This window comes from Diaphorobacter sp. B2A2W2, assembly GCF_056730635.1.
Map to the genome: position 1 here is coordinate 246,708 of NZ_JBWZOR010000003.1, position 24,165 is coordinate 270,872.

Genomic DNA, 24,165 nt, shown 5'->3' on the forward strand with positions numbered 1-24,165 from the left:
CGCGGCCCCGTGCGCATCCCACCATCCAAGGAACAAGCAAATGTCCCGATTCCAAGTGAAGAAAGTCGCCGTGCTCGGCGCGGGCGTGATGGGCGCGCAGATCGCGGCCCACCTCGTCAATGTGAAGGTGCCGGTGGTGCTGTTCGATCTCCCCGCCAAGGAAGGTCCGAAGAACGGCATCGTCACCCGCGCGGTGGAGAACCTCAAGAAGCTCAAGCCCTCGCCCCTGGGTGTGGCGGACGACGCCGCGCTGATCCAGCAGGCGAACTACGAGGAGAACATGGCGCTGCTGGGCGAGTGCGACCTCATCATCGAGGCCATCGCCGAGCGCATGGACTGGAAGCTCGATCTGTACAAGAAGATCGCGCCGCACATCGCACCGCACGCCATCGTGGCGTCCAACACCTCGGGCCTGTCGATCACCCAGCTGTCCGAAGCCCTGCCCGACGCCATCAAGCCGCGCTTTTGCGGCATCCACTTCTTCAACCCGCCGCGCTACATGGTGCTGGTGGAGCTGATCAACACCCCCACCACCCGTCCCGAGGTGCTCGACCAGCTCGAAGCCTTCGTGACCAGCGGCCTGGGCAAGGGCGTGGTGCGCGCGCACGACACCCCCAACTTCATCGCCAACCGCGTGGGCATCGCCGGCATGCTTTCCACGATGAAGGAGGTGGAGAACTTCGGCCTGACCTTCGACGTGGTGGACGACCTCACCGGCAAGAAGCTGGGCCGCGCCTCCAGCGGCACCTTCCGCACCGCCGACGTGGTGGGCCTGGACACCATGGCCCACGTCATCAAGACGCTGCAGGACAACCTGAACGAGCAGACCGACCCGTTCTACGGCAGCTTCGGCACGCCCGCCGTGCTGCAAAAGCTGATTGAGATGGGCAACCTGGGCCAGAAGGCCAAGGCGGGCTTCTACAAGAAGGTGGGCCGCGACATCCTGCGCTTCGAGCTGGAGAGCGAGGAATATGTGCCCGCCGGCGCCAAGGCCGACGAGGTGTACGGCCGCATGCTCAAGAAGCCCGCTGCCGAGCGCCTGAAGCTGCTGCGCAATGCCGAAGGCGCGCAGGGCCGGTTCCTGTGGGCCATCCTGCGCAACAGCTTTCACTACGCTGCGGTGCATCTGGCCACGATTGCCGACACCGCGCGCGATGTGGACCAGGCCATGCGCTGGGGCTTCGGCATGAGCCAGGGGCCGTTCGAGCTGTGGCAGGAGGCGGGCTGGCTGGAGGTGGCCAGGATGGTCCAGGAGGACATTGACGCGGGCAAGGCACTGTCCAAGGCGCCGCTGCCCGAGTGGGTGTTCAAGGGACCGGTGGCGGATGCCGGCGGCGTGCACACGGCGCAGGGTTCGTGGAGCGCGCGCCAAGGCAAGTTCGTGCCGCGCCGCCAGTTGCCGGTGTACGAGCGCCAGTACTTCCCCGAGAAACTGCTGGGCGAGGACAACCTGCCCGACTGGCGCAAGGCCGGCACCACCATCAGCGAGACCGATGCGCTGCGCACCTGGACGCTCGATGGCAAGGTATTGATCGCCTCCATCCAGAGCAAGATGCACGCGATCAGCCCCGACGTGATGGAAGGCCTGATGGAGGCCGTGGACCTGGCCGAGCGCGAGTACGACGGCATGGTCATCTGGTCGGGCGACGCGCCGTTCAGCGTGGGCGCCGACCTGCAGGCCACCATGCCTGCCTACGTGGTGGCCGGCATTGCCGCCATCGAGGGCGTGGAGCATGAGCTGCAGAACCTGATGCTGCGCCTGCGCTACGCCCAGGTACCGGTGGTCTCGGCCATCCATGGCATGGCGCTGGGCGGCGGCTGCGAGCTGGCCGTGCACAGCGCACGCCGCGTGGCCCATATGGAAAGCTACATCGGCCTGGTGGAAGTGGGCGTGGGCCTGGTGCCCGGCGCCGGCGGCCTGACCTACATCGCCCGCCGCGCGGCCGAGAACGCCGCCGCCAGCACCGGCAAGGACCTTTTGCCCTTCCTGACCGAAGGCTTCACCGCCGCGGCCATGGCCAAGGTGGGCACCAGCGCCCTTGAGTCGAAGAAGCTCGGCTACCTGCTCGATAGCGACCTCATCGTGCCGCACAAGGACGAGGTGCTGTTCGTCGCCATCAACGAAGCCAAGGCCATGGCCGCTGGCGGCTGGCGCGCGCCGCACAAGCGCCTGTTCCCCGTAGCGGGGCGCAGCGGCATTGCCACCATCCGCGGCTCGCTGGTCAACATGCGCGACGGTGGCTTCATCAGCGAGCATGACCAGCACATCGCCACGCTGATCGCCGAAGTGGTGTGCGGCGGCGACGTGGACGCCGGCACGCTGGTGAGCGAGGAATACCTGATGGCGCTGGAGCGCAAGGCGTTCTGCGCCCTGATCGAGCACCCCAAGACCCAGGAGCGCATCCTGGGCATGCTCAACACTGGCAAGCCGGTGCGTAACTGAGGCCGCCCGAGGAGAGAAACCATGAAACAGATCCAAGACGCCTACATCGTTGCCGCCACGCGCACGCCCATCGGCCGTTCGCACAAGGGCTTTTTCCGCAACTACCGCCCGGACGACCTGCTGGCCACCACGCTCAAGAGCGCGCTGGCCCAGGTGCCGGGGCTGGACCCCGCCTCGATCGAGGACATCATCTGCGGCTGCGCCATCCCCGAGGCGCAGCAGGGCCTGAACGTGGCGCGCATCGGCGCCGTGCTGGCGGGCCTGCCCACCAGCGTGGGCGGCATTACGGTGAACCGCTTCTGCGCCTCGGGCCTGTCGGCCGTGGCCATGGCGGCCGACCGTATCCGCGTGGGCGAGGCCGAGGTGATGATCGCCGCCGGCGTGGAGAGCATGAGCATGGTGCCCATGATGGGCAACGCGCCCAGCCTGTCGCCCAGCATCTTCGAGCGTGACGGCGACGTGGGCATCGCCTACGGCATGGGCCTCACCGCCGAGAAGGTGGCCCAGCAGTGGAAGGTGAGCCGCGAGGCGCAGGACGCCTTCGCGCTGGAGTCGCACCGCCGCGCCATCGCCGCGCAGCAGGCCGGCGAGTTTGCCGACGAGATCACGCCCATCGAGGTGACCGACCGCACGGCCAACCTGGAGACGGGCGAAGTCATTGCCGGCACCCGCACCGTGAGCCTGGACGAGGGCGCCCGCCCCGACACCAGCCTGGAAGGCCTGGCCAAGCTGCGCACCGTGTTTGCCGCGCGCGGCACGGTCACGGCCGGTAACAGCTCGCAGACCAGCGACGGCGCTGGCGCGCTGATCCTGGCCAGCGAATCCGCCGTCAAGCGCTTCGGCCTCACGCCGCTGGCGCGCTTCGTCAGCTTCGCCAGCAAGGGCGTGCCGCCGTCCATCATGGGCATCGGCCCGATCGAGGCCATTCCCGCCGCGCTGCGCTATGCCGGTTTGAAGCAGGACGACATCGGCTGGTACGAGCTCAACGAAGCCTTCGCCGCCCAGTCGCTGGCCGTCATCAACACGCTGGGGCTGGACACGGCCAAGGTCAACCCCATGGGCGGCGCCATCGCGCTGGGCCACCCGCTGGGCGCGACGGGCGCCATCCGCTCGGCCACCGTGGTGCATGCACTGCGCCGCAAGCAGCTCAAGTACGGCATGGTCACCATGTGCGTGGGCATGGGCCAGGGCGCGGCGGGTATCTTCGAGCGCGTGTAAATAAGCGCCACTGCCGCGCGGCAGCGCGCGGGGATTGCAGCCGAGCCGGCGCAGACCGGCCGCCTTCATGGAGACAAGCCATGCAGAGTGAAACCCTGATGGTCGATGGCGCAGTGCCGCTGGCGCTGCGCGTGTACGTGCCACGGCCCGGCCCCGCGCGCGCCAGCGTCGTCATTGGCGGCGCCATGGGCGTGCGCCAGGCCTTCTATGGGCCGTTCGCCGCCTGGCTGGCGCAGCAGGGCCTGCGGGTCACCACCTTCGACTACCGGGGGCAGGGCGAGTCGCTGAGTGGTGGCATGCGCGAGGTGCGGGCCAACCTGTTCGACTGGGCGCGCGACTACGACGCGGTGATCGCCCATGCAGCCCAGGCGCTGCCTGGCCAGCCGCTGCTGCTGCTGGGACACAGCCTGGGCGCGCAGCTGCCCGGGCTGCTGCGCGAGCATGCGCGCGTGAGCGGCCTGCTGAGCGTCGCCGCGGGCAGCGGCTACTGGCGCGACAACGCACCCCGCATCCGCCGCGCCATGCCTGCGTTCTGGCATGTGCTGGTGCCGTTGTCGGTGCGGCTGTGCGGCTACTTCCCTGGGCGGCGCCTGCGCGCCGTGGGCGACCTGCCCGCGGGGGTGATGCTGCAGTGGCGCCGCTGGTGCCTGCACCCGCGCTACAGCGTGGGGGCGGAGGGAGAATCCGCCCAGCGCAGCTACGCGGCGGTGCGCTTTCCAGTGCATGCATGGTCCATGCAGGACGATGAGCTCATGACCTGGCGCGGCACGCAAAGCCTGTTGGCGCTGTATGCGAACGCGCCGTGCAGCGTGGAGCGCATCGCGCCGCACGAGGCGCAGGCGCGGCGCATCGGGCACTTTGGATTTTTCCGCGAACAGTTCCGCGACACGCTGTGGCCCCGCGCCTTGCAGCAGCTGGAGGCGTTGGCCCAGGCGCAGCCGCAGGGCACCGCAGGTGCCACCGCCACCGCAGGCTGAGCCGAATCACGGCACACTCGCACCCATGACTACGCACCACAGCATTCATCCCCTGGACGCGGCGCTGGCGCTCTCGTCCAGCCATTCCGAAGGGGCCGGGCAGTACACCGGCCACACCTCGCCGGCTTACTGGAACATGGTCGGGCCGTTTGGCGGCATCACCGCGGCCACGCTGCTGCAGGCCGTGATGCAACACCCCGACCGCCTGGGCGAGCCCCTGTCGCTCACGGTGAACTACGCGGGCGCTCTGGCCGAGGGGCCGTTCACGCTGCAGGCCACACCGGTGCGCACCAACCGCTCCACCCAGCACTGGACGCTGTCCATCCTGCAGGCGGGGGCGGACGGAGCGCCCGTGGTCACCACCACGGCCACCGTGGTCACGGCCGCGCGGCGCGAGACTTGGGGTGCCGCCGACACGCCCATGCCGCAGGTCCCCGCGCCGGCGCAGTGCAAACCCGTGCAACCGGCGTTCCGCTCGGAATGGCTGCAGCGCTACGAGATGCGCCCGGTGACCGGCGCGCTGCCCGAACAGTGGGACGACAGCGGCGACACCAGCCTGTCGCAGCTGTGGATGCGCGACGCGCCCGCGCGGGCGCTGGACTTCTGCGCGCTGGCGGCGCTGGCCGATGTGTTCTTCCCTCGCGTGTGGCTGCGCCGCGCGCGCCAGGTGCCCGCGGGCACCGTGTCCATCACCGTGTACTTCCATGCGGGCGCGGACCTGCTGGCGCAGACCGGCACGGGCTACCTGCTGGGCCAGGCGCGCGCGCAGGAATTTCGCAACGGCTTTTTCGACCAGACCGTGCAGCTGTGGAATGAGGCCGGCGCCATGCTGGCCACCAGTCACCAGATCGTTTATTACAAGGAATGACCCCGGAGCAACACCCATGAGTACAACGAAAGCAGACATCCTGGTCCACGCCGAAGAGGGCGTGACCACCATCACCTTCAACCGCGTGGAGAAGAAAAATTCCATCACCACGGCCATGTACGCGCAGCTGGCCGATGCGTTCGAGGCCGCGGCGCAGGACGCTTCGGTGCGTGTGGTCGTGCTGCAGGGCGACGTGGCCATCTTCAGTGCGGGCAACGACATCGGCGACTTTTTGCAGCAGCCGCCCGCCACACAGGACGCGCCCGTGTTCCGCTTCCTGCGCGCCATCGCCACCTTTCCCAAGCCCGTGCTGGCGGCGGTGTGCGGCCCGGCAGTGGGCATCGGCACCACCCTGTTGTTCCACTGCGACCTGGTGTACGCGGGGGACAACGCGGCGTTCTCGATGCCCTTCGTGAACCTGGGCCTGTGCCCCGAGGCCGCCTCCAGCCTGTTCGCGCCGCAGATGCTGGGCTACCACCGCGCGGCCGAAGCGCTGCTGCTGGGCGAGCCCTTCATGGCCGAGGCGGCGTTGGAAGTCGGCTTCGTCAACCGTGTGGTGCCGCCGACCGAATGCAACATGGTGGCCCAGGCCCAGGCGCGCAAGCTCGCGGCCAAGCCGCTGTCGGCCCTGATCGAGACCAAGCGCCTGCTCAAGAAGAGCCAGACCGCCGCCGTGTTGGAGCGCATGGCTGAGGAGGGCCAGAGCTTTGGCCGCATGCTGCGCGAACCCGCCGCCCGCGAGGCCTTCACCGCGTTCATGGACAAACGCCGCCCGGATTTCAGCGCCTGCTGACATCCTCCCCGCCACCGGACAGGGCAGGGTGGCGCCGGCATCCACGGCACGTTCGCGCAAGGCGCTGGGCGATCACCGCGGCTGTTGGATAGGATGGCTGTGCATTTGAAAGAAAAGTGGCTCTAGCGCTTATCCAGTAAGCGCTAGCAGCTCCTGATAAGAGAGCAAAATTCCATGAACAAAACTGCCAGCCTGCCAGCGGCTTTCGAGCCCGAGTTCATCGCCGGCCTGCGCCAGATCTTTGAAGAGAAGATTCCCTTCAACCACCTGTTGGGCCTGAAGATCACGCGCCTGGAGCCCGCGGCCGTCGCGGCGCGCATCGACATGCGTCCCGATCTGGTGGGGCACTTTGCCTACAACCGGCTGCACGGCGGCGTCATCAGCGCGGGGCTGGATGCCATGGGCGGTCTGGCCGTGATGGCGGCCATCGGCGCCAAGCACATGGACGAGGCGCCCATGGACCGCCTGCACCGCTTCGCCAAGCTAGGCACCATCGACCTGCGCATCGACTATCTGCGCCCCGGCATCGGCAGCCACTTCGAGCTGCGGGCCGAGGTGCTGCGCCTGGGCTCGCGCGTGGCCACCACGCGCATGGAGTTCCTCGGCCCGCAGGGCGAGCTGATGTCCGCGGGAGCCGCGGCGTACATCGTCTCTTAGCGCGACCGTGCGAAGACGGGCCGCGCCGGGCACGCGCCGTTTGGGGATACGCGCTGTGTGCTGCTGCAAGCCCTGCAAGTGCATGCAACCATCGAACGGTTTGGTTACCGTTCTTGCGTAACAGGGGCGGTTTTGATCTGTGGCAACTCCTAGCATCTGCGGGTCTTTTCTAGGAGATCCGATCCGATGGCCGTGCAAAACCCCTTCTTTGGCAAACGCGAACCCGACACTTTCCAATCCCGCCAGCCTTCGTCAGCGCTGGGCGGCACCACCACCACCGCAAGCACCCCAACCGCCGCTCCCGCAACCAGAACCGCTGTGTCCACGGCCTCCAGCGCCACGGCCGAGGGCAGCGGCAGCAAGCTGACCGTGGGCCCCAACATCAAGCTCAAGGGTGTGGAGATCACCGATTGCGACACTCTCGTCGTGGAAGGCACCGTGGAGGCCACCATGGATTCGCGCGTGATCCAGATCACCGAGCAGGGCGCGTTCCGCGGCTCCGCCGAGATCGACATTGCCGAGATCCACGGCGAGTTCGATGGCACGCTCACCGTGCGCCAGAAGCTGGTGATCTTCAGCACCGGCAAGGTGAGCGGCAAGATCCGCTACGGCAAGGTGGTGATCGAAGAGGGGGGCCAGCTCTCCGGCGAGATCGAGGTGGGCCTGGGTGGTGGCGCGCGCATGAGCGCGGCCTCGGGTTCGTCGTCTGCCGCATCCTCGGCCGCGCTGGCCGCGGCCTGACGCCGGCACACCCATCGCCGCCAGCGGGAGGCCGTGAGGCGCTCCCGTTTTTTACGGCGCGACGCTTTCGTCGCCCGGCTTCTGAATGGGGCGCGGGCGGCCGTTTTCGTCGATGGCCACATAGGTCAGCGACGCCTCGGTCACCTTCACGTAGCTGCCCTGCGTGCGGATGTGCTCGGCATAGACCTCCACCTGCACGGTCATGGAGGTGTTGCCGATGCGCGTGACTTCGGCAAAGAACGACAGCAGGTCTCCCACGCGCACGGGCTGCTTGAAGATGAATTCGTTCACCGCCACCGTGGCCATGCGGCCGCGGATGTACCGCGCGGGCAGCACGGAGCCGGCCAGATCCACCTGCGCCATGACCCAGCCGCCGAAGATGTCGCCATTGCCGTTGGTGTCGGCGGGCATGGGTATCACCTTGAGTACCAGTTCCTTGTCGGCGGGCAACTGGCTGTGGGAGGCGGGGCGATCCTGGGACATGGGCACAATCTTTGGTTTTGCTTGACTCCACGGATTGTCCATCATGCGCCGCTACGGCGAAGCCATCGCCTCCGACAGCCCACGCGTTCGTTCCGACCGGGCCACCCTGCAGCGCCTGCTGCCCTATCTGTGGCAGTACAAATGGCGCGTGGTCGCGGCCATGGCCTTCATGGTCGGCGCCAAGCTGGCCAACGTGGGGGTGCCGCTGCTGCTCAAGAGGCTCGTCGATGCCATGACGCTGCCCGCCGGCAGCACCACGGCACTGCTGGTGGTGCCCGTGGGGCTGCTGCTGGCCTATGGGGCGCTGCGCCTGGCCAACTCGGTGTTCAACGAGTTGCGCGAGCTGGTGTTCGCCAAGGCCACGCATGGCGCGGCGCGCGCCATCGCGCTCAAGACCTTCGAGCACCTGCATGCGCTGTCCCTGCGCTTTCACCTGGAGCGCCAGACCGGCGGCATGACGCGCGACATCGAGCGCGGCGTGCGCGGCATCGAGTCGCTGGTGTCGTTCGCGCTGTTCAACCTGGCCGCCACGCTGGTCGAGGTACTGCTGGTGCTGTTCATCCTGGCGCGCCAGTTCGACGTCTGGTTTGCCGTCATCACGCTCACCGCGCTGGTGCTGTACGTCGCCTTCACCGTGGGCGTGACGCAGTGGCGCATCCAGTTCCGGCGCCAGGCGAACCAGTTCGACTCGGCCGCGCACAGCAAGGCCATCGATTCGCTGCTGAACTACGAGACCGTCAAGTACTTCAACAACGAGCAGTTCGAGGCGCGCCGCTACGACGAAAGCCTGGAGCAATTGCGGCAGGCCCAGCTCAAGAGCCGCAGCACCCTGGGGCTGCTCAACAGCGGGCAGCAGCTCATCATCGCCGTGGGGCTGGTGGCCATGCTGTGGCGCGCCACCGAGGGCGTGGCCGCGGGGCGCATGACGCTGGGCGACCTGGTCATGGTCAACGCCTTCATGATCCAGATCTACATCCCGCTGAACTTCCTGGGCGTGATCTACCGCGAGATCCGGCAGAACCTGACCGACCTGGACAAGATGTTCACGCTGATGGACAGGGAGCAGGAGGTGGCCGATGCGCCCGGCGCCCAGCCGCTGACGGACCTGCACACGCCCACCGTGCGTTTCGAGGATGTGCACTTCGCCTACGACCCCGCACGGCCCGTATTGCAGGGAGTGAGCTTCACGATTCCCGCTGGCAAGACGGTTGCCGTGGTCGGCCCTCGGGCGCAGGCAAGAGCACCCTGAGCCGCCTGCTGTACCGTTTCTATGACCTGCAGGGCGGGCGCATCACCATCGCGGGGCAGGACATCCGGACGGTCACGCAGGACAGCCTGCGCCGCGCCATCGGCATCGTGCCGCAGGACACGGTGCTGTTCAACGACACCGTGGCCTACAACATCGCCTACGGCCGCACCGGCGCCAGCCAGGCCGAGGTTGAGCAGGCAGCGCGTGCCGCGCACATCCATGCCTTCATCGCAGCCCAGCCCAAGGGCTACGACACCATGGTGGGCGAGCGCGGACTGAAGCTCAGCGGTGGCGAGAAGCAGCGCGTGGCCATTGCGCGCACGCTGCTCAAGAACCCGCCCATCCTGATCTTCGACGAGGCCACCAGCGCCTTGGACTCTGCCAACGAGCGTGCCATCCAAGCCGAGCTGGCCAGCGCCGCGCAGAACAAGACGACCCTGGTGATCGCCCACCGCCTGTCCACCGTGGTGGACGCGCATGAAATCCTGGTCATGGAGGCCGGCCGTATCGTCGAGCGTGGCACGCACGCGCAGCTGCTGGCCCACGGCGGGCACTACGCGCGCATGTGGGCGTTGCAGAAGAATGATGGTCAAAACGGGCTGTAGCGCTTATGTGGCAAGCGCAAGCAGCTATCAAAATGAAAGCACGGAGCGTTGAGCATGGATATCGTCGCCCTGCAGCGTGAACTGCGCGCCTTCGCCGCCGCGCGTGACTGGCAGCCCTTTCACACGCCCAAGAACCTGGCCATGGCGCTGATGGTGGAGGCGGCCGAGCTGCAGGAGCTGTTCCAGTGGCTCACGCCGGAGCAGTCGCGCACCTTCACCCAGGACGCCACCGCCCACGAGCGGGTGGGCGACGAGATGGCCGATGTGCTGCTGTACCTGCTGCAGCTGGCGGACTACGCGGGCGTGGACTTGGAAGTTGCCGTGCGGCGCAAGCTGGCCAAGAACGCCGTCAAGCATCCCGTTCCCTGATGCGTGAGGCGTAAAAAAGCGGCTAGCGCCCGTGGTTAGGGCGCTAGCCGCTTTTGATTTGATAGCGCTGGCAGAGCCTGCGCTATGGGGCAAGGCGCCCCATTACTGCCCCATTACTGTTTGCGCGCCGCAATCGCCTTCTCGGCTGCGCTTACCAGGTCGGCGCCGATCTGGCCCTTCCACTTCTCGAACACGGGGCGCGTGGCCTTCACGAAGGCGTCGCGCTCGGCGGGGCTCAGCTGCGTCACGGTCACGCCATTCGCGGCGATGTCCTTGAGCAGGGGCTTGTCGGCCTCGATCATGCCTTTGCGCGCGATGGCAATTTCTTCCTTGCCGGCTTCGATGGCGGCCTGCTTGACGGCTTCGCGGTCGGCGGGCGTCCAGCTGTTCCACACGTCCTTGTTCACCACGAAGATCAGCGGGTCGTTCATGTAGCCCCACATGGTCACGTGCTTCTGTGCCACGGTGTGCAGCTTGGCGGCTTGGTACACGGCGATGGGGTTCTCCTGGCCATCCACGGCGCCGCTGGCCATGGCGGGCTGCGCGTCGGCCCAGCTCATCTGCGTGGGGTTGGCGCCCAGCGCGGTGAAGGTGTCGAGGAACAGGGGCGAGCCCACCACGCGGATCTTCAGACCCTTGAGGTCGGCGGGGCTCTTGATGGCGTGCTTGGAGTTGCTGATCTCGCGGTAGCCGTTCTCACCCCAGGCCAGTGGCACCACGCCGGCCTTTTCCAGCGTCTGGAAGATGCTCTTGCCGACTTCGCCCTGCGTGACCGCATCGACAGCCGCGTAGTCGGGAAACAGGAAGGGCAGCGAGAACAGGTTCAGCGCCTTCACCTGGGGCGACCAGTTGATGGTGGAGCCCACGGCCATGTCGATCACGCCCTGGCGCAGCGCGGAAAACTCACGTGTCTGGTCGCCTTGGATCAGCGACACGCCCGGGTAGAGCTTGATGTTGATGCGGCCCTGGGTTTTCTCTTTGACCTTCTGTGCCCAGATCTCGCCGCCCTTGCCCCACGGGAAGGCGGTGCCCAGCACCAGCGACATGCGGTATTCGCTCTTGTAGTTCTGCGCCAGCGCGGGTGTGCCGAAGGCAAGGGCCGCAGCAGCGGCGACGGCGGAAGTGAGGAAAGTGCGAAGTTTCATGGGACAGGTCTCCTTGGAAAAAATGCGAATGAATCAATAGCCCAGCTGGGCAGGCAGCCACAGGGCCAGCTGCGGGAAAGCGATCACGGCCACCATCACCAGGAACATGGCCAGCAGCATGGGGCCGACCCAGCGCACGGTGGACTCCATGCGCACGCCTGCGATGCGGCAGCTGACCATCAGGTTCACGGCCAGCGGCGGCGTGAACTGGCCCAGTGCGACCTTCAGGGTGAGGATCACGCCGAACCACACAGGGTCCCACTGGTAGTGCTGCATGATGGGCAGCAAGAGCGGCACGAAGATCAGGAAGATCGAGATGCCGTCCAGGAACATGCCCACGGTGATGAGCAGCAGGATCAAAAGCGCCAGCACGCCGTATTCGCCCAGGCCGGAGTTCACGATGGCGTTGGCCACCGGGTCGATCACGCCCAGTGTGGACAGTGAGAACGCGAAGATGCCCGCCAGCGACACCACGATCAGGATCACGGCCGACAGCTCGCCCGCTTCGCGCAGGATAGTGAACAGGTCGCGCACCTGAATGGTGCGGTGGATCACCATGCCCACGAACAGGCCGTAGAACACGGCCACCACGGCGGCCTCGGTGGGTGTGAACCAGCCTGCGCGCATGCCGCCCAGGATCAGCACCGGCGCGGCCAGGCCCCAGGAGGCTTCGCGCAGGCTGCGCCAGAACGGCGGGCGGGGCATGTCGGCTTCCAGGTGGCCCATGCGGTGGCGGCGCGCCATCCACACGGCCGGCACGATGAGCGCAATGCCCGCCAGCACGCCCGGCACCATGCCCGCCGCGAACAAGGCCGGCACCGAGGCCCCGGGCACCAACACCGAATAGATGATGAACGCCACCGAAGGCGGGATGAGGATGTCCGTGGCTGCGGCCGCCCCCACCACACTCGCCGAGAAGCTGCCGGGGTAGCCCGCGCGGCTCATGGCCGCGATCATCACCCCGCCCACGGCGGCCGCGTTGGCCGGTCCCGAGCCGGAGATGCCGCCCAGGAACATGGCCACGGCAATTGCCACCAGGGGCAGCATGCCCGGTCCGCGCCCGACCATGGATACAGCAAAGTTCACCAGGCGCAGCGCCACGCCCGAGCGGTCGAAGATCGAGCCCACCAGCACGAACATGGGAATCGCCAGCAGCGGGTACTTGCCCAGCCCGGCGTAGAAGTTCTGCGGCACGGCGAGCAGGCCAAACCATTGCGTCTCGGCATTGGCCAGCGCAATGGCGGCGGCGCCGGCCAACCCCAGGGCGGCACCGATGGGCACACCCACAAACATCAGCACCAGGAAGGCGACGAAGAGCAGCGTGGCGATCATGGCTGGCGCTCTCCGTTGTCGTCTGCGTCATTGCCGAGAAACTCCACGTCCGGCTGGCGCGTGCGGCGGATCAGCAGGCCAATGGCGCGCCAGGTGATGAGCAGCGAGAGGATGGGCAGCCAGACCGAGTACCACCACTGCGGCACGCCGATGCCGGGCGAGGTTTCTTCGAAGCGGTAGTCGTCCCAGACCACGCGCACGCTGAGCACGGCGATCACCGCGAACAGCACGGCCACCAGCAGTGCGCCAAGTTGCGCCAACCGGCGGCGGCGGGCTGCGGAGCCGCTGTCGCAGAAGAATTCGATGCGGATGTGGCGGTCGCGCGCCACGGCGGCAGAGCCAGCCACCAGGGCCAGCACGATCATCAGGAAGACCGAGAGCTCCTCGGTCCAGGCAAAGGACGAATTGGTGAAATAGCGCACGAGCACGTTGGCAAACGTGATCAGCGCCAGCAGCGCCATGACGATGACGGTGAGCCAGTCCTCGATGCGCAGGGAACGGGGTTCGCTGGAGGCGGGGGCGCTAGAGACGCGCGCGCCATCCGGGGCGGCATCGTCGGCCGGCCCGGGTGTAGGTAGGGAGGACATGGGGGCAGAGAACAGAAAAGTCGAACATGAAAGGCTGGCCGCTCTGCCCTCCGGTGTTGTGCACCAGGGGCCTGGTCGAAGGATTGCGCTGTGGGCGCGAGAGGGCCTATTTTGCAATCAAACGTACGGTGCTCCGCCGCAGGGTGTTCCCCAGGAGGGCGCTGGGGCGGCCCAGTCGCGCTCAACAGGGGGAGAAGGCCTGCCTGGGCGCATCGATAATGCGGGCCATGGAAACCAAATGGCTCGAAGACTTCGTCAGCCTGGCAGAAACGCGCAGCTTCAGCCGCTCGGCGCAATTGCGCCATGTGACACAGCCCGCTTTTTCGCGGCGCATCCAGGCGCTGGAGGCCTGGGCCGGCACCGATCTGGTGGACCGCAGTTCCTACCCCACGCGGCTGACGGCCGCGGGCAACACGCTGTACGACCAGGCGCTGGAGGTGCTGCAGGCGCTGCAGAACACGCGCGCCATGCTGCGCGCGCACACCAGCGCGGGCACCGACATGATCGAGTTCGCCGTGCCGCATACGCTGGCGTTCACTTTTTTCCCGGCCTGGGTGTCGGCGCTGCGGGCGGACTTCGGCCCGCTCAAAAGCCGGCTGATCGCCCTGAACGTGCACGACGCGGTGATGCGTCTCGTGGAGGGCGGCTGCGATCTGCTCATCTCCTACCACCATCCATCGCAGCCCCTGCAACTGGACCCCGACCGCTACGAGATGGTGACGCTGGGGCAGGAGGTCCTGGCCCCCTACGCCAAGGCGGGCGCTGATGGTCAGCCGCTGTTTTGCCTGCCGGGCCGGCCTGGTGAGCCGTTGCCCTACCTGGGGTATGCGCCGGGGGCCTACTTGGGGCGCGTGACGGAGCTGATCCTCAAGCAGGCGGGGACGGCCATCCACTTGGACCGCGTGTACGAAACGGATATGGCCGAAGGCCTGAAGGCCATGGCGCTGGAAGGGCACGGCGTCGCCTTCTTGCCCTACAGCGCGGTGAAGAAGGAACTGCGTTCGCGCAAACTCCTGAGCGCGGCACCGCCCGATGCGCAGGACCTGCAGATGGTGATGGAAGTGCGCGCCTACCGCGAAAAGCCCTCGCGCAAGGAGCCTGCCAAGGGCCTGGCCCAGTCCCTGTGGACGTACCTGCAGACGCGCGCCGGACAGAACCCCATCTGACGCGAGCGCACCACACTTGGCATGCAAGTCTTGCATGCAAACCCACATCCCTGGCATTGGATTGCGCGGTCGCGCGACATTACAGTCTTTGAAACTAAATGTGGCAACGCACGGTCGCACCGAAACATGGCGCGCACCTGGTGCGGAGATTGCTAAGCCATGCACAAGGGAGACCCTCTGAATGAATTGCAAGCAAGGATGGAAGGCGCTGGGCGCCGCGGTGGCGCTGTGCTGCGCCGTGGGCGCGCAAGCCCAAGGGGTGCTGGAGCGTGTGCGCGGCGGCGGACCGCTGGTGCTGGCACACCGTGAATCGTCGGTGCCGTTTTCGTACGTGCACGAGGGCAAGCCCATGGGCTACGCCCTGGACCTGTGCCTGCATATCGCCGAAGTGGTGCGCAAGAAGACCGGCATGAAGAACATGCCGGTGCAGTTGGTGCAGGTGACACCCGCCAATCGCATTGAGATGGTGAAGACCGGCAAGGCCGATATGGAATGCGGCTCCACCACCAACAACGCCGAGCGCCGCAAGGATGTGGCCTTCACCATTCCGCACTTCATCACGGGTGCGCGCCTGCTGGTGCCCGCGGCCAGCACGGTGACGCGCATGGAGGATCTGGAAGGCAAGAAGCTCGTGTCCACCAAAGGCACGACGCCCTACAAAGCGGCCGAGCAGGCCAACCGCGAACGGCTGATGCGCATCCAGCTGGTGGAGGCGCCCGACCATGAGGCTGCGGTGGTCATGGTGGAGAAGGGCCAGGCCGACGCCTTCGTGATGGACGATGTGCTGTTGTATGGCTTGGCGGCCAACCGCCCCGACCCCAAGGCGCTGAAGGTGGTGGGCCGCTTCGTCACCACTGAGCCGCTGGCGATCATGCTTCCCAAGAACGATCCCGAGTTCAAGAAGTTGGTGGACGAGGAGATGCGCCGCCTGATCGTGAGCAATGAGATCAACGCCATCTACGACAAGTGGTTCATGCAGCCCATTGCGCCCACCAACCGTGCGCTGAACCTGCCCGTGAGCTACCTGCTGCGGGACTTCTGGAAATACCCTACCGATCAGGTCCCCTTCTGAACCCACAATACGCCCCTGTCTTGAACGTGCCGCAGGGTGTGGTTTGACCGCCATCGGTTTCTCAGAACGGTCGTTCGATTTCAATACACTTCGCTTTTCGCTTCACCCACAAGGAGATATTCATGAAGAAGCATTTGCTGGCCGCAGCCATTACCGTCCTGGCCGCTGGTAGCGCGTTCGCACAGGCTAACGACACCCTGGCCAAGATCAAATCTACGGGTGCCGTGACGCTGGGCGTGCGCGAGTCCTCGGGCCTGGGCTACACCCTGGGCAACGGCAAGTACGTGGGCTTCCACACCGAGATGGGTGAGCGCATCCTGGCCGACATCCAGAAGCAGCTGGGCCTGGCCAACATGGAGATCAAGTACCAGCCGGTGACCTCGCAGAACCGCATTCCGCTGGTGACCAACGGCACGGTGGACATTGAGTGTGGCTCCACCACCAACAACACTGCACGCCAGAAGGACGTGGCCTTCGCCGTGACCACCTACGTGGAAGAAGTGCGCATCGCCGTGAACGCCAAGTCGGGCATTACCGGCATCAAGGACCTGAACGGCAAGACCATCGTCACTACCACCGGCACGACGTCGGTGCAGACGCTGCGCAAGAACAAGCGCGCCGATGGCTTGACCTTCAAGGAAGTCATGGGCAAGGACCACGCCGACAGCTTCCTGATGCTGGAGACGGGCCGTGCCGACGCCTTCATCATGGACGGCTCCATCCTGGCGGCCAACATTTCCAAGTCCAAGAACCCTGCCGATTTCAAGATCGTGGGTGAAGTGCTGTCGGTGGAGCCCATTGCCTGCATGCTGCGCAAGGACGATCCCGCCTTCAAGAAGGCCGTGGACGATTCCATCAAGCGCCAGATCGCAGATGGCAGCCTGGCCAAGCTGTACGACAAGTGGTTCATGCAACCCATCCCGCCGGCCAACGTGAAGATCGGCCTGCCGCTGTCCGAAGCTACGAAGAACGCATGGGCCCACCCCAACGACAAGCCCATGGAGTCGTACGAAGTCAAGTAATCGGCTTGCATTGCATCGCCCCTTCGGCCTCTGGGTCCGAAGGGGCGTTTTTTGTTGTTGCGCCAGCGCCGCCATGCGCTGCCGCGGCAACACGGATCGAAGAATAGAAGGGGTGCTCCTATGAATTGGGATTGGCAGGTGTTCTGCCAGGACACCATTACCCAAGAGGTCGGTCAAAGCTGCTTCGGCAAGAACGGCGACATCACCTACCTCGACTGGATGCTGTCGGCCTGGGGCTGGACGGTATCCGTTTCCTTGCTGTCGCTGGCCGTTGCGCTGGTGGTCGGTTCGCTGGTTGGCACGCTGCGCACGCTGGAAGGCCGTCCATGGACGGTGCGCCTGGGCAATGCCTGGGTCGAGCTGTTTCGCAACATTCCGCTGCTGGTGCACATCTTTGTGTGGTACCACGTGGTGCCGTCGATCTTCCCGGCCATGAAGTCGCTGCCGGGCTTCGTGCTGGTGGTGTTTGCGCTGGGCTTTTTCACCTCGGCGCGTATCGCCGAGCAGGTGCGCTCGGGCATCCAGGCGTTGCCGCGCGGCCAGCGCTATGCGGGCATGGCGCTGGGCTTCACCACGTTCCAGTACTACCGCTACGTGCTGCTGCCGATGGCGTTTCGCATCATCATCCCGCCGCTCACCAGCGAGACCATGAACGTGTTCAAGAACTCGTCGGTGGCGTTTGCCGTTTCCGTGGCCGAGCTGACCATGTTCGCCATGCAGGCGCAGGAAGAGACTTCACGCGGCATCGAGGTGTACCTGGCCGTCACGGCGCTGTACATCATCTCGGCCTTTGCCATCAACCGCATCATGGCGTTCATCGAAAAGCGCACGCGGGTGCCGGGCCTGATTGCCGCTGGCGGGGGAGGACACTGATATGAACCTGAATATCGATTGGTCCTTCTTCACCTGGGAGCTGTTCAGCAACTTCGTGATCAAGGGGCTGTACTTCAGCCTGGTGCTCACGGTGATCGCCACCGTGGGCGGCATCCTGCTGGGCACGGTGCTGGCGCTCATGCGCCTGTCGGGCAAGAAGTGGCTGGACGTGCCGGCTACCATCTATGTCAACGGCATGCGCTCGATTCCGCTGGTGATGGTGATCCTGTGGTTCTTCCTGCTGGTGCCCATGATCATCGGTCGCCCCATCGGCGCCGAGGTGTCGGCCGTGATGACCTTCATCGCCTTCGAAGCCGCCTACTTTAGCGAGATCATGCGCGCCGGCATCCAGTCCATCCCGCGCGGCCAGGTGTTCGCGGGGCAGGCGCTGGGCATGACCTACGGGCAGAACATGCGCCTGGTGGTGCTGCCGCAGGCCTTCCGCAACATGCTGCCGGTGCTGCTCACGCAGACCATCATCCTGTTCCAGGACACGTCGCTGGTGTACGCCATCGGTGCCTACGACATGCTCAAGGGCTTCGAGATCGCGGGCAAGAACTATGGCCGCCCGATCGAGGCCTACCTGGCCGCGGCCGTGGTCTATTTCATCCTCTGCTACGCGCTGTCCTGGCTGGTCAAGCGCCTGCACAAGAAGATCGCCATCATTCGCTGAAGCGGCGTTCCAAGGAATTGCAATGATTGAACTGAAGAACGTTTCCAAGTGGTACGGCAGCTTCCAGGTGCTCACGGACTGCTCCACGAACATCCAGAAGGGTGAGGTGGTGGTGGTCTGCGGGCCCTCCGGCTCCGGCAAGTCCACCCTCATCAAGACCATCAACGCGCTGGAGCCCTTCCAGAAGGGCGAGATCTTCGTGGACGGCGTGGCCGTGCACGACCCCAAGACGGACCTGCCCAAGCTGCGCAGCCGCGTGGGCATGGTGTTCCAGCACTTCGAGCTGTTTCCCCACCTGTCGGTGACCGAGAATCTGACCATCGCGCAGATCAAGGTGCTGGGCCGCAACCCCACCGACGCCAAGGCCCGCGGCCTGAAGATGCTGGAGCGCGTGGGCCTGACGGCGCACAAGGACAAGTTCCCCGGCCAGCTGTCGGGCGGCCAGCAGCAGCGCGTGGCGATTGCGCGCGCACTGTCGATGGACCCCATCGTGATGCTGTTCGACGAGCCGACCTCGGCCCTGGACCCCGAAATGGTGGGCGAGGTGCTGGACGTGATGGTGGGCCTGGCCCACGAGGGCATGACCATGATGTGCGTGACCCACGAGATGGGCTTCGCGCGCAAGGTGAGCAACCGCGTGATCTTCATGGACGTGGGCGGCAAGATCCTGGAGGACTGCTCGAAGGAGGAATTTTTCGGCAACCCCGAGGCGCGTCAGCCGCGCACCAAGGACTTCCTCAACAAGATCCTGCAGCATTGATTCCGCACACCCCCTGAGGCGCTTCGCGCCTTCCCCCACACTCGCAGCGCTGCGCTGCAGGAGGGGGGCGCAGCCGGCGGCAGGGCAGAGCCAGGCCTAGGGTTGCCATGGTCCGGGGCGCGCCAGTGGGATGGGCCGTGGCCCAGGCTTGCCCGGGTGGCGTACAAAAGCAAAAGGGCAAAAGGGCAAAAGGCGTCATTGGCGCCTTTTGCTTTTATTTTGATAGCTGCTAGCGCTTGATGGACGGGCGTTAGAGCCTGATTTGGCTTGAGGCGGTCAAGCCACGCGCCGCAGCCGCGTGCGGCCTTGGACGCTCGCACCGCGCGTGCGGCCGAACAGGTCCTTGGGGTCGTCTGTGGGCACCAGCTCCACATCCACGCCCAGGCCGCGCGCCTGGGCCTGCTGGTACAGGTAGCGCAGTGCGGAGTAGTCCTCCAGCGCAAAGCCCACGGAATCAAACACCGTGACTTCGTCGGCCCGCGTGCGCCCCGGCGCGTCGCCGCGCAGTACCCGCCAAAGCTCCGTAACGGGATGGTCCGCGGGCAATTGCTGGATCTCGCCCTCCACGCGGCTTTGTGGCTCGTATTCCACGACCACGCGCGCCCCGCGCAGCACATCGGGGTGCAGTTCGGTTTTGCCGGGGCAGTCGCCACCCACAGCATTCAGGTGCATGCCGGGCTCCACCATCGCGGGGGCCAGGATGGTGGCGCGGCTCTTGTCGGCGGTGACCGTGGTCACGATGTCCACGCCGCGCACGGCCTCGGCCGTGCTGGCGGCGCGCTCCACGGTGAGGCTATCGACGTGCGCCAGGTTGCGCACCAGCTTGTCGGTGGCGGCGGTGTCGGTGTCGTACACCCGCAGTTCGCGGATGCCCAGCAACGCGTGGAAGGCCAGGGCCTGGAACTCCGCCTGTGCGCCGTTGCCGATCAGCGCCATGCGGCGGCTGCCGGGTCGTGCAAGCGCCTGCGCCGCCAGCGCCGACGTGGCAGCGGTGCGCAGCGCCGTGGTCAGCGTCAGCTCCGACAGCAGCAGCGGATAGCCGGTACGGACCTCCGCCAGCACGCCGAAGGCCATCACTGTGGGCAGTCCGCTGGCAGGGTTGCCGGGATGGCCGTTCACATACTTGAAGCTGTAGAGCGCATCGTCAGCCACGGGCATCAGCTCAATCACGCCGCGCGGGCTGTGGCTGGCCGTGCGGGCGGACTTGTCAAAAGACTCCCAACGCAGGAAGTCGGCGCGAAGCTCGGTCGCCAGCTCGGTCATGCAGCGTGCGGCACCCCGTTCATGCACGAAGGCAGCAAGGGTCGGCAAATCAATGAGGCGTGTCATGGTGTCGGTCCAACGTGTTTCCCCATTGTGGACAGGCCCTGCGCTTGCGGCCAGCCTACAAACTGCTCAATAAGCGCAGAAAACTGGCGTTTCGCCAGCAACCCGTGGCACTATGCGCAACATGGACGACGTCGACCGCGAGATCATTGCCCTGCTGCGTGCGGATGCCCGCATGCCGGTGGCGGCGCTCGCCGCACGTCTGCGCGTGGCCCGAGGCACCGTTCAGAACCGCCTGCGTCGGCTGGAGGAAGAGGGCGTCATCGTCGGCTACACCGTGCGGCTGCGCCCCGAGTCGGAGCCCCACCGGATCCGCGCCTGGATGAGCATTGCAGTGGAAGGGAACGCGGCGCCTGACGTGATTCGCGCCCTGCGTGGAGAGCCGCTGGTCGGCGCGCTGCACAGTACCAACGGCCGCTGGGACATCGTGGCCGAGCTGCATGCGCAAAGCCTGGAGGAATTCGACCTGGCGCTCACGCGCATTCGGCTCACGCCGGGCATCGCGCGCACCGAAACCAGCATCCTGCTGTCCACGTACAAGCTGTGATCGTCCCGGCCGAGCGGGCAGTGCTTCACTGCATCGACGAGACGTACGCCACCAGCGACTCGATGTCGGCGTCCGTGAGGAGCTTGGTGTTGGGCGTCATGATCGAATTGGCGCGCGTATTTGGGCCGTCGCGGTAACGCTTGAGAGTGCTGCGCAGGTAGTCGGTCTGCTGGCCGGCAATGCGTGCGATCTGGTCGTTGCCCCGGCCCATGTCGCCATGGCAGCGAAAACAGTTCTTGCCGAAGATCTCCTGCCCCTTGGCCAGCAGCGCTGCGTCCGCCACGGGTTTGGGAGTGACGGGCTGCGCGGCGTAGAAGAGCACCATGCCGATCTTCTCGTCGCTGTTCATCGCGCGGATCATGCCTTCCATGAACTCGTAGCGGCGGCGCCCGTCTGCGAACTGCCGCACCTGCTCGAGCAGATAGGCCGGGTTCTGGCCCGCGAGGTTGGGTACCGAGGGTTTGGTGCTGTTGCCTCCGTCGCCATGGCAGTTGGCGCACACCGCAGAGACCTTGCGGCCCACCTTGTAGAGTTCGTCGGCAAGCTTGGGGTCCGCCATGGCTTGCTGCAAGCGCGTGTCGATGTCCATCTTGCTGCGGCCGGCCTGGGCCATCGCCGCGGGTTGCCACGCCAGCCCGGCGAACAACGCCAGCGCCAGCATTGCGGGAATGCGCCTTGCCATGGTGTAACCCTTTTTGTGAAAAGGGTCATTTTAGAAGGCGAGTTGTGGAGCCCCGGTGGCGTTTTGTTAGTGCAACGCGCACCTGGACGGTCGATGTCAGCGATCGTTGATGGCGAGCAAGGATTGCGCAAGTTCTGCAAACCCTGCCCCGCGCTCGCCCTGCGTCACATAGCGCGGCAGATGCTGCAGTTGGGGCACGAAACGCGCAATATTGGCCACACCCACACTGTGTGGGAAGTGCGCAAACATGAGTTGGTCATTGGTGGAGTCTCCGATGTAGACCCAGCGCTCCAGCTCGGCGTCCAGATCGCGCCCGAACAGCTCGCGCACGATCCAGCGCGCACCCTCCAGCTTGTTGTGCGCGCCGAACCAGCCGTTGATGTGGATGCTGCTCACTGTGGCGTTCATGCCCGCGGCATGCATCAATGCAACCGCCTGATCGATGGCCGCCTGGGGCAGATGCGTGAATTCACTGTGGTCGATCGCGATGTCCGTCTCGCGCCCCGGCGAGTCGGTGGCGCGCCGGGCGCCGGGCACGGCGGCTTCAATCTCGGCCAGCACCTGCTGCATGCGCGCAAAGTTGGCGCTGCGAGCGGGAGCGTCTTGCTGGTAGAGCCTATCGAGCCCCCCTTTGGCATTGCGTCGCAGCGCGACGGCGCCGTTCTCTGCCACGATGGCATCCACAGGCCAGGCCAACGCGAAGGGTTCGCTCCAGCCCACGGGGCGGCCGGTAATGGGAACAACCGACAACCCTGCCTGCTTCAAGGCAAGCATGGCATCGAGCGCATCCTGTGTGATGGCACCGTCGGTGGTCAGGGTGTCGTCGATATCGGTCAATACTCCTACAAGAGGGAAGGGGCTAGACCATTGGCCCAATGGCGCCATCGATACCCTGTCGGTGCGCTGCGGTTGGGTTGCTCTGTCCGGATTTTCCGCGGGGCTGCTTGGAATGGTTTGCATGAAAACTATTGACTGCAAGGCTGTGTGTGTCCGGCTCAGGCTAGGTGTTTGGCTGGGGTATCCCTGTTGCGCGTAGCCATGGCTGGCAGCAAGACCATTGGAAGAACAAAAAAAGGCAGAAGATATCTGTACTCGCCGGCGATGGAGAACATGAAAACTCCTCCTAATTGCACAACCATGGGAATGGTGATGAGCAAGATGCTTTTGTCTTTATGCCTCACTCCCCAGGACGTAGCCCATAGCAGAAGGGCCAAACCCAGCCAGGGGGTCCAAAGGGCCCATCTCCATGCGTAGCTTTTGGCATGTACCTTTTGCGCCCAAGATTCTGCGCTGTCCCAATGGAATCTTCGGTAGGAGGATTCGGAGGGCACGCGTGGCAATACGTTCGAGGCGTAAGACAAAGCAGGGAAACCGCCCTGGGCCAATGCCGCAGAGAGAAACACATTGACGCGGCTGGCGGCGAAATCCGGGAGGTTTTGCCACAGGTTGTATGTCCAGAATTCGCGGACGATGGTGTGTTTGTCTTCAGGAGATAGGTGGCCTATTTGAGGGCCATCAGGATGGAATACCAACATATCCCAGTAGGCCGGGTCTCTGTATTGTTGGATTTTTTCGGGAGAGGACTGGCGGCTCAGTGCGTCGATGGTGGCGGGCGAGACTTTGGGGTCTTGCAGCACCCATGGATCGTTCATGTGTGGATACTGCTTCCACAGTTCATTCATGGCCCGCTTCTGTAGAAAACCCGCCGTTTCAAATGCTGCCAAGGGGAACTGCGTTTCCTGGGTGGTCGAGCGGTGAAATTGAGTGCTTATAAAACCTACGACGCACCACATGCCCGTGATCAGTAGCCACCACGTGCGGCTACGCGCCTCTATCCAAAACGCCGCAAGTGCGGCGGGTAAGAGAAATATCAGTCCGTTCGGGCGAACGAACGCAGCAAACGGCAAAGCCAACGCCAGCATGATTAAGGAAGCAGCTGACGCTTGGCGACGCTTCGTGCATAGCCAGATTTCGAACAGCAGTGTTACCGACGCGATAGCAAAAAGGCCGTCGGGGTACAACGTTCCCATGAAGTAAATCATGTGCGGTGCGAGCGCGATGGCAGCTAAAGCAAAAAGCAGAGTTTTGCGTAGTGATTGCTCCCAATACCACGCTAGCATGCGCGTCAGCATGAGTGCGCAAATCAGCATGGCTGCCGCGATGGGTGCCTCAACCCGTGCTGTGGTGCCATAGAGCAGCTTGACAAAGCCATACCACACGACGGTCTTCCCGGAACGGAAGGCGTCAGGGTTGTGTGCCTCTAGCAGGATGGCTACGCTGTCTTCACCAAGCACTCCGGGCCAGAACGTTATCAACCAAAGGCTATAGGCACAGAATAGCAACAGAAACAATGCCAGGAAGTGGGCGATAGCTTTGGCTGGGGTGGTGGAGGGCATGGAGTCTCGGGAGTGGCGATTATGCTCGCGCCAGAAAAAGCCCGTACATCGGAGGCTCAAACATCGCTTTCATAGTGGGTTTTTCTCTATTCCCAGTACCGCGGCAAGCGGAATATGGGGCGCCGCGAGAGGCATTAGTCCGAGGTATTTGCAATATTTCCACTAATATTGAATGAGGGAG

23 protein-coding genes and 1 pseudogene are annotated in these 24,165 nt (G+C 65.2%); 16 read left to right on the plus strand and 8 right to left on the minus strand.

Going from position 1 to position 24,165, the window contains the following annotated elements; translation table 11 throughout:
- The first annotated feature begins 40 nt into the window (after positions 1-40).
- From AC1PPL_RS07240 to AC1PPL_RS07270, 7 genes are all read left to right on the plus strand, one after another.
- Complete coding sequence (locus AC1PPL_RS07240) at positions 41-2,443, plus strand: 3-hydroxyacyl-CoA dehydrogenase/enoyl-CoA hydratase family protein (protein ID WP_479972986.1); 2,403 nt, start codon at positions 41-43, stop codon at positions 2,441-2,443.
- Positions 2,444-2,464: 21 nt separating this feature from the next.
- The gene (locus tag AC1PPL_RS07245; protein ID WP_479972987.1) at positions 2,465-3,661 is read left to right on the plus strand and encodes an acetyl-CoA C-acyltransferase; all 1,197 of its coding nucleotides are present in this window, start codon (positions 2,465-2,467) and stop codon (positions 3,659-3,661) included.
- Between the two features lie 80 nt (positions 3,662-3,741).
- Entirely contained in the window at positions 3,742-4,638 is an 897-nt protein-coding gene (locus AC1PPL_RS07250; protein WP_479972988.1) for an alpha/beta hydrolase family protein, read from the plus strand.
- A gap of 25 nt (positions 4,639-4,663) precedes the next feature.
- Complete coding sequence (locus AC1PPL_RS07255) at positions 4,664-5,506, plus strand: acyl-CoA thioesterase (protein WP_011804051.1); 843 nt, start codon at positions 4,664-4,666, stop codon at positions 5,504-5,506.
- A gap of 16 nt (positions 5,507-5,522) precedes the next feature.
- Positions 5,523-6,299 carry an enoyl-CoA hydratase gene (locus AC1PPL_RS07260; RefSeq protein WP_011804052.1) on the plus strand — a complete coding sequence of 259 codons (777 nt, stop codon included), beginning with the start codon at positions 5,523-5,525 and terminating at the stop codon, positions 6,297-6,299.
- Between the two features lie 174 nt (positions 6,300-6,473).
- A complete protein-coding gene (locus AC1PPL_RS07265; protein ID WP_123674952.1) occupies positions 6,474-6,956 on the plus strand; it encodes a thioesterase family protein in 483 nt (160 codons plus the stop codon).
- A gap of 186 nt (positions 6,957-7,142) precedes the next feature.
- Entirely contained in the window at positions 7,143-7,697 is a 555-nt protein-coding gene (locus AC1PPL_RS07270; protein WP_047349319.1) for a bactofilin family protein, read from the plus strand.
- A gap of 51 nt (positions 7,698-7,748) precedes the next feature.
- Here AC1PPL_RS07270 and AC1PPL_RS07275 read toward each other — a convergent pair whose 3' ends face one another.
- Positions 7,749-8,180, minus strand: a complete 432-nt coding sequence (locus tag AC1PPL_RS07275; RefSeq protein ID WP_041838784.1) for an acyl-CoA thioesterase — start codon at positions 8,178-8,180, stop codon at positions 7,749-7,751.
- Positions 8,181-8,223: 43 nt separating this feature from the next.
- Between AC1PPL_RS07275 and AC1PPL_RS07280 the strand changes: the two are divergent.
- Positions 8,224-10,034 (plus strand): annotated as a pseudogene (locus tag AC1PPL_RS07280) (ABCB family ABC transporter ATP-binding protein/permease).
- A gap of 54 nt (positions 10,035-10,088) precedes the next feature.
- On the plus strand, positions 10,089-10,403 hold the full coding sequence (locus AC1PPL_RS07285) for a nucleotide pyrophosphohydrolase (protein ID WP_047349317.1): 315 nt from the start codon (positions 10,089-10,091) through the stop codon (positions 10,401-10,403).
- Between the two features lie 113 nt (positions 10,404-10,516).
- Here the strand turns inward: AC1PPL_RS07285 and AC1PPL_RS07290 are convergent, their stop codons facing one another.
- Genes AC1PPL_RS07290 through AC1PPL_RS07300 form a run of 3 tightly spaced genes read right to left on the minus strand, consistent with a single transcriptional unit; the run spans position 10,517 to position 13,467 of the window.
- Positions 10,517-11,548 carry a DctP family TRAP transporter solute-binding subunit gene (locus AC1PPL_RS07290; RefSeq protein WP_012655603.1) on the minus strand — a complete coding sequence of 344 codons (1,032 nt, stop codon included), beginning with the start codon at positions 11,546-11,548 and terminating at the stop codon, positions 10,517-10,519.
- 33 nt (positions 11,549-11,581) lie between these two features.
- On the minus strand, positions 11,582-12,880 hold the full coding sequence (locus tag AC1PPL_RS07295; protein ID WP_312300850.1) for a TRAP transporter large permease: 1,299 nt from the start codon (positions 12,878-12,880) through the stop codon (positions 11,582-11,584).
- A complete protein-coding gene (locus AC1PPL_RS07300) occupies positions 12,877-13,467 on the minus strand; it encodes a TRAP transporter small permease (RefSeq protein WP_012655605.1) in 591 nt (196 codons plus the stop codon). Before AC1PPL_RS07300 ends, AC1PPL_RS07295 begins: the two co-directional genes overlap by 4 nt.
- 227 nt (positions 13,468-13,694) lie before the next feature.
- Here AC1PPL_RS07300 and AC1PPL_RS07305 point away from each other — a divergent pair, with 227 nt between their 5' ends.
- The 6 genes from AC1PPL_RS07305 (at position 13,695) to AC1PPL_RS07330 (ending at position 19,033) form a co-directional block, all read left to right on the plus strand.
- The gene (locus AC1PPL_RS07305) at positions 13,695-14,633 is read left to right on the plus strand and encodes a LysR family transcriptional regulator (RefSeq protein WP_011804061.1); all 939 of its coding nucleotides are present in this window, start codon (positions 13,695-13,697) and stop codon (positions 14,631-14,633) included.
- Between the two features lie 181 nt (positions 14,634-14,814).
- Positions 14,815-15,705, plus strand: coding sequence for an amino acid ABC transporter substrate-binding protein (locus AC1PPL_RS07310; protein WP_287965742.1), 891 nt, complete (start codon positions 14,815-14,817; stop codon positions 15,703-15,705).
- 122 nt (positions 15,706-15,827) lie between these two features.
- Positions 15,828-16,727, plus strand: a complete 900-nt coding sequence (locus AC1PPL_RS07315) for a transporter substrate-binding domain-containing protein (RefSeq protein ID WP_012655608.1) — start codon at positions 15,828-15,830, stop codon at positions 16,725-16,727.
- A gap of 120 nt (positions 16,728-16,847) precedes the next feature.
- Positions 16,848-17,600, plus strand: coding sequence for an amino acid ABC transporter permease (locus AC1PPL_RS07320; RefSeq protein ID WP_011804064.1), 753 nt, complete (start codon positions 16,848-16,850; stop codon positions 17,598-17,600).
- Between the two features lies 1 nt (position 17,601).
- Positions 17,602-18,273 carry an amino acid ABC transporter permease gene (locus tag AC1PPL_RS07325; RefSeq protein WP_312791331.1) on the plus strand — a complete coding sequence of 224 codons (672 nt, stop codon included), beginning with the start codon at positions 17,602-17,604 and terminating at the stop codon, positions 18,271-18,273.
- Between the two features lie 22 nt (positions 18,274-18,295).
- Entirely contained in the window at positions 18,296-19,033 is a 738-nt protein-coding gene (locus tag AC1PPL_RS07330; RefSeq protein ID WP_088887660.1) for an amino acid ABC transporter ATP-binding protein, read from the plus strand.
- A 276-nt stretch (positions 19,034-19,309) separates the two neighbouring features.
- On the opposite strand, the gene AC1PPL_RS07335 is transcribed toward AC1PPL_RS07330, so the two are convergent.
- Positions 19,310-20,362, minus strand: a complete 1,053-nt coding sequence (locus AC1PPL_RS07335) for an ornithine cyclodeaminase (RefSeq protein WP_312791329.1) — start codon at positions 20,360-20,362, stop codon at positions 19,310-19,312.
- 112 nt (positions 20,363-20,474) lie between these two features.
- Here AC1PPL_RS07335 and AC1PPL_RS07340 point away from each other — a divergent pair, with 112 nt between their 5' ends.
- Positions 20,475-20,906, plus strand: coding sequence for an Lrp/AsnC family transcriptional regulator (locus AC1PPL_RS07340; protein ID WP_088887658.1), 432 nt, complete (start codon positions 20,475-20,477; stop codon positions 20,904-20,906).
- 25 nt (positions 20,907-20,931) lie between these two features.
- Here the strand turns inward: AC1PPL_RS07340 and AC1PPL_RS07345 are convergent, their stop codons facing one another.
- The 3 genes from AC1PPL_RS07345 to AC1PPL_RS07355 form a co-directional block, all read right to left on the minus strand.
- Entirely contained in the window at positions 20,932-21,588 is a 657-nt protein-coding gene (locus tag AC1PPL_RS07345; protein WP_479972989.1) for a c-type cytochrome, read from the minus strand.
- A 96-nt stretch (positions 21,589-21,684) separates the two neighbouring features.
- Positions 21,685-22,473 carry an HAD-IIB family hydrolase gene (locus tag AC1PPL_RS07350; RefSeq protein WP_312563691.1) on the minus strand — a complete coding sequence of 263 codons (789 nt, stop codon included), beginning with the start codon at positions 22,471-22,473 and terminating at the stop codon, positions 21,685-21,687.
- A 110-nt stretch (positions 22,474-22,583) separates the two neighbouring features.
- Complete coding sequence (locus tag AC1PPL_RS07355) at positions 22,584-23,984, minus strand: hypothetical protein (RefSeq protein WP_479972990.1); 1,401 nt, start codon at positions 23,982-23,984, stop codon at positions 22,584-22,586.
- Positions 23,985-24,165: the final 181 nt, after the last annotated feature.

What these genes read in the sequence shown, in the direction of transcription:
- AC1PPL_RS07350 (WP_312563691.1), bottom strand. Translation starts at nt 22,473, where the DNA reads ATGGCGCCATTGGGCCAATGGTCTAGCCCCTTCCCTCTTGTAGGAGTA.
- AC1PPL_RS07310 (WP_287965742.1), top strand. Translation starts at nt 14,815, where the DNA reads ATGAATTGCAAGCAAGGATGGAAGGCGCTGGGCGCCGCGGTGGCGCTG.
- AC1PPL_RS07320 (WP_011804064.1), top strand. Translation starts at nt 16,848, where the DNA reads ATGAATTGGGATTGGCAGGTGTTCTGCCAGGACACCATTACCCAAGAG.
- AC1PPL_RS07345 (WP_479972989.1), bottom strand. Translation starts at nt 21,588, where the DNA reads ATGGCAAGGCGCATTCCCGCAATGCTGGCGCTGGCGTTGTTCGCCGGG.
- AC1PPL_RS07245 (WP_479972987.1), top strand. Translation starts at nt 2,465, where the DNA reads ATGAAACAGATCCAAGACGCCTACATCGTTGCCGCCACGCGCACGCCC.
- AC1PPL_RS07355 (WP_479972990.1), bottom strand. Translation starts at nt 23,984, where the DNA reads ATGCCCTCCACCACCCCAGCCAAAGCTATCGCCCACTTCCTGGCATTG.
- AC1PPL_RS07300 (WP_012655605.1), bottom strand. Translation starts at nt 13,467, where the DNA reads ATGTCCTCCCTACCTACACCCGGGCCGGCCGACGATGCCGCCCCGGAT.
- AC1PPL_RS07260 (WP_011804052.1), top strand. Translation starts at nt 5,523, where the DNA reads ATGAGTACAACGAAAGCAGACATCCTGGTCCACGCCGAAGAGGGCGTG.
- AC1PPL_RS07265 (WP_123674952.1), top strand. Translation starts at nt 6,474, where the DNA reads ATGAACAAAACTGCCAGCCTGCCAGCGGCTTTCGAGCCCGAGTTCATC.
- AC1PPL_RS07240 (WP_479972986.1), top strand. Translation starts at nt 41, where the DNA reads ATGTCCCGATTCCAAGTGAAGAAAGTCGCCGTGCTCGGCGCGGGCGTG.
- AC1PPL_RS07255 (WP_011804051.1), top strand. Translation starts at nt 4,664, where the DNA reads ATGACTACGCACCACAGCATTCATCCCCTGGACGCGGCGCTGGCGCTC.
- AC1PPL_RS07340 (WP_088887658.1), top strand. Translation starts at nt 20,475, where the DNA reads ATGCGCAACATGGACGACGTCGACCGCGAGATCATTGCCCTGCTGCGT.
- AC1PPL_RS07285 (WP_047349317.1), top strand. Translation starts at nt 10,089, where the DNA reads ATGGATATCGTCGCCCTGCAGCGTGAACTGCGCGCCTTCGCCGCCGCG.
- AC1PPL_RS07290 (WP_012655603.1), bottom strand. Translation starts at nt 11,548, where the DNA reads ATGAAACTTCGCACTTTCCTCACTTCCGCCGTCGCCGCTGCTGCGGCC.
- AC1PPL_RS07315 (WP_012655608.1), top strand. Translation starts at nt 15,828, where the DNA reads ATGAAGAAGCATTTGCTGGCCGCAGCCATTACCGTCCTGGCCGCTGGT.
- AC1PPL_RS07305 (WP_011804061.1), top strand. Translation starts at nt 13,695, where the DNA reads ATGGAAACCAAATGGCTCGAAGACTTCGTCAGCCTGGCAGAAACGCGC.
- AC1PPL_RS07325 (WP_312791331.1), top strand. Translation starts at nt 17,602, where the DNA reads ATGAACCTGAATATCGATTGGTCCTTCTTCACCTGGGAGCTGTTCAGC.
- AC1PPL_RS07295 (WP_312300850.1), bottom strand. Translation starts at nt 12,880, where the DNA reads ATGATCGCCACGCTGCTCTTCGTCGCCTTCCTGGTGCTGATGTTTGTG.
- AC1PPL_RS07335 (WP_312791329.1), bottom strand. Translation starts at nt 20,362, where the DNA reads ATGACACGCCTCATTGATTTGCCGACCCTTGCTGCCTTCGTGCATGAA.
- AC1PPL_RS07250 (WP_479972988.1), top strand. Translation starts at nt 3,742, where the DNA reads ATGCAGAGTGAAACCCTGATGGTCGATGGCGCAGTGCCGCTGGCGCTG.
- AC1PPL_RS07330 (WP_088887660.1), top strand. Translation starts at nt 18,296, where the DNA reads ATGATTGAACTGAAGAACGTTTCCAAGTGGTACGGCAGCTTCCAGGTG.
- AC1PPL_RS07275 (WP_041838784.1), bottom strand. Translation starts at nt 8,180, where the DNA reads ATGTCCCAGGATCGCCCCGCCTCCCACAGCCAGTTGCCCGCCGACAAG.
- AC1PPL_RS07270 (WP_047349319.1), top strand. Translation starts at nt 7,143, where the DNA reads ATGGCCGTGCAAAACCCCTTCTTTGGCAAACGCGAACCCGACACTTTC.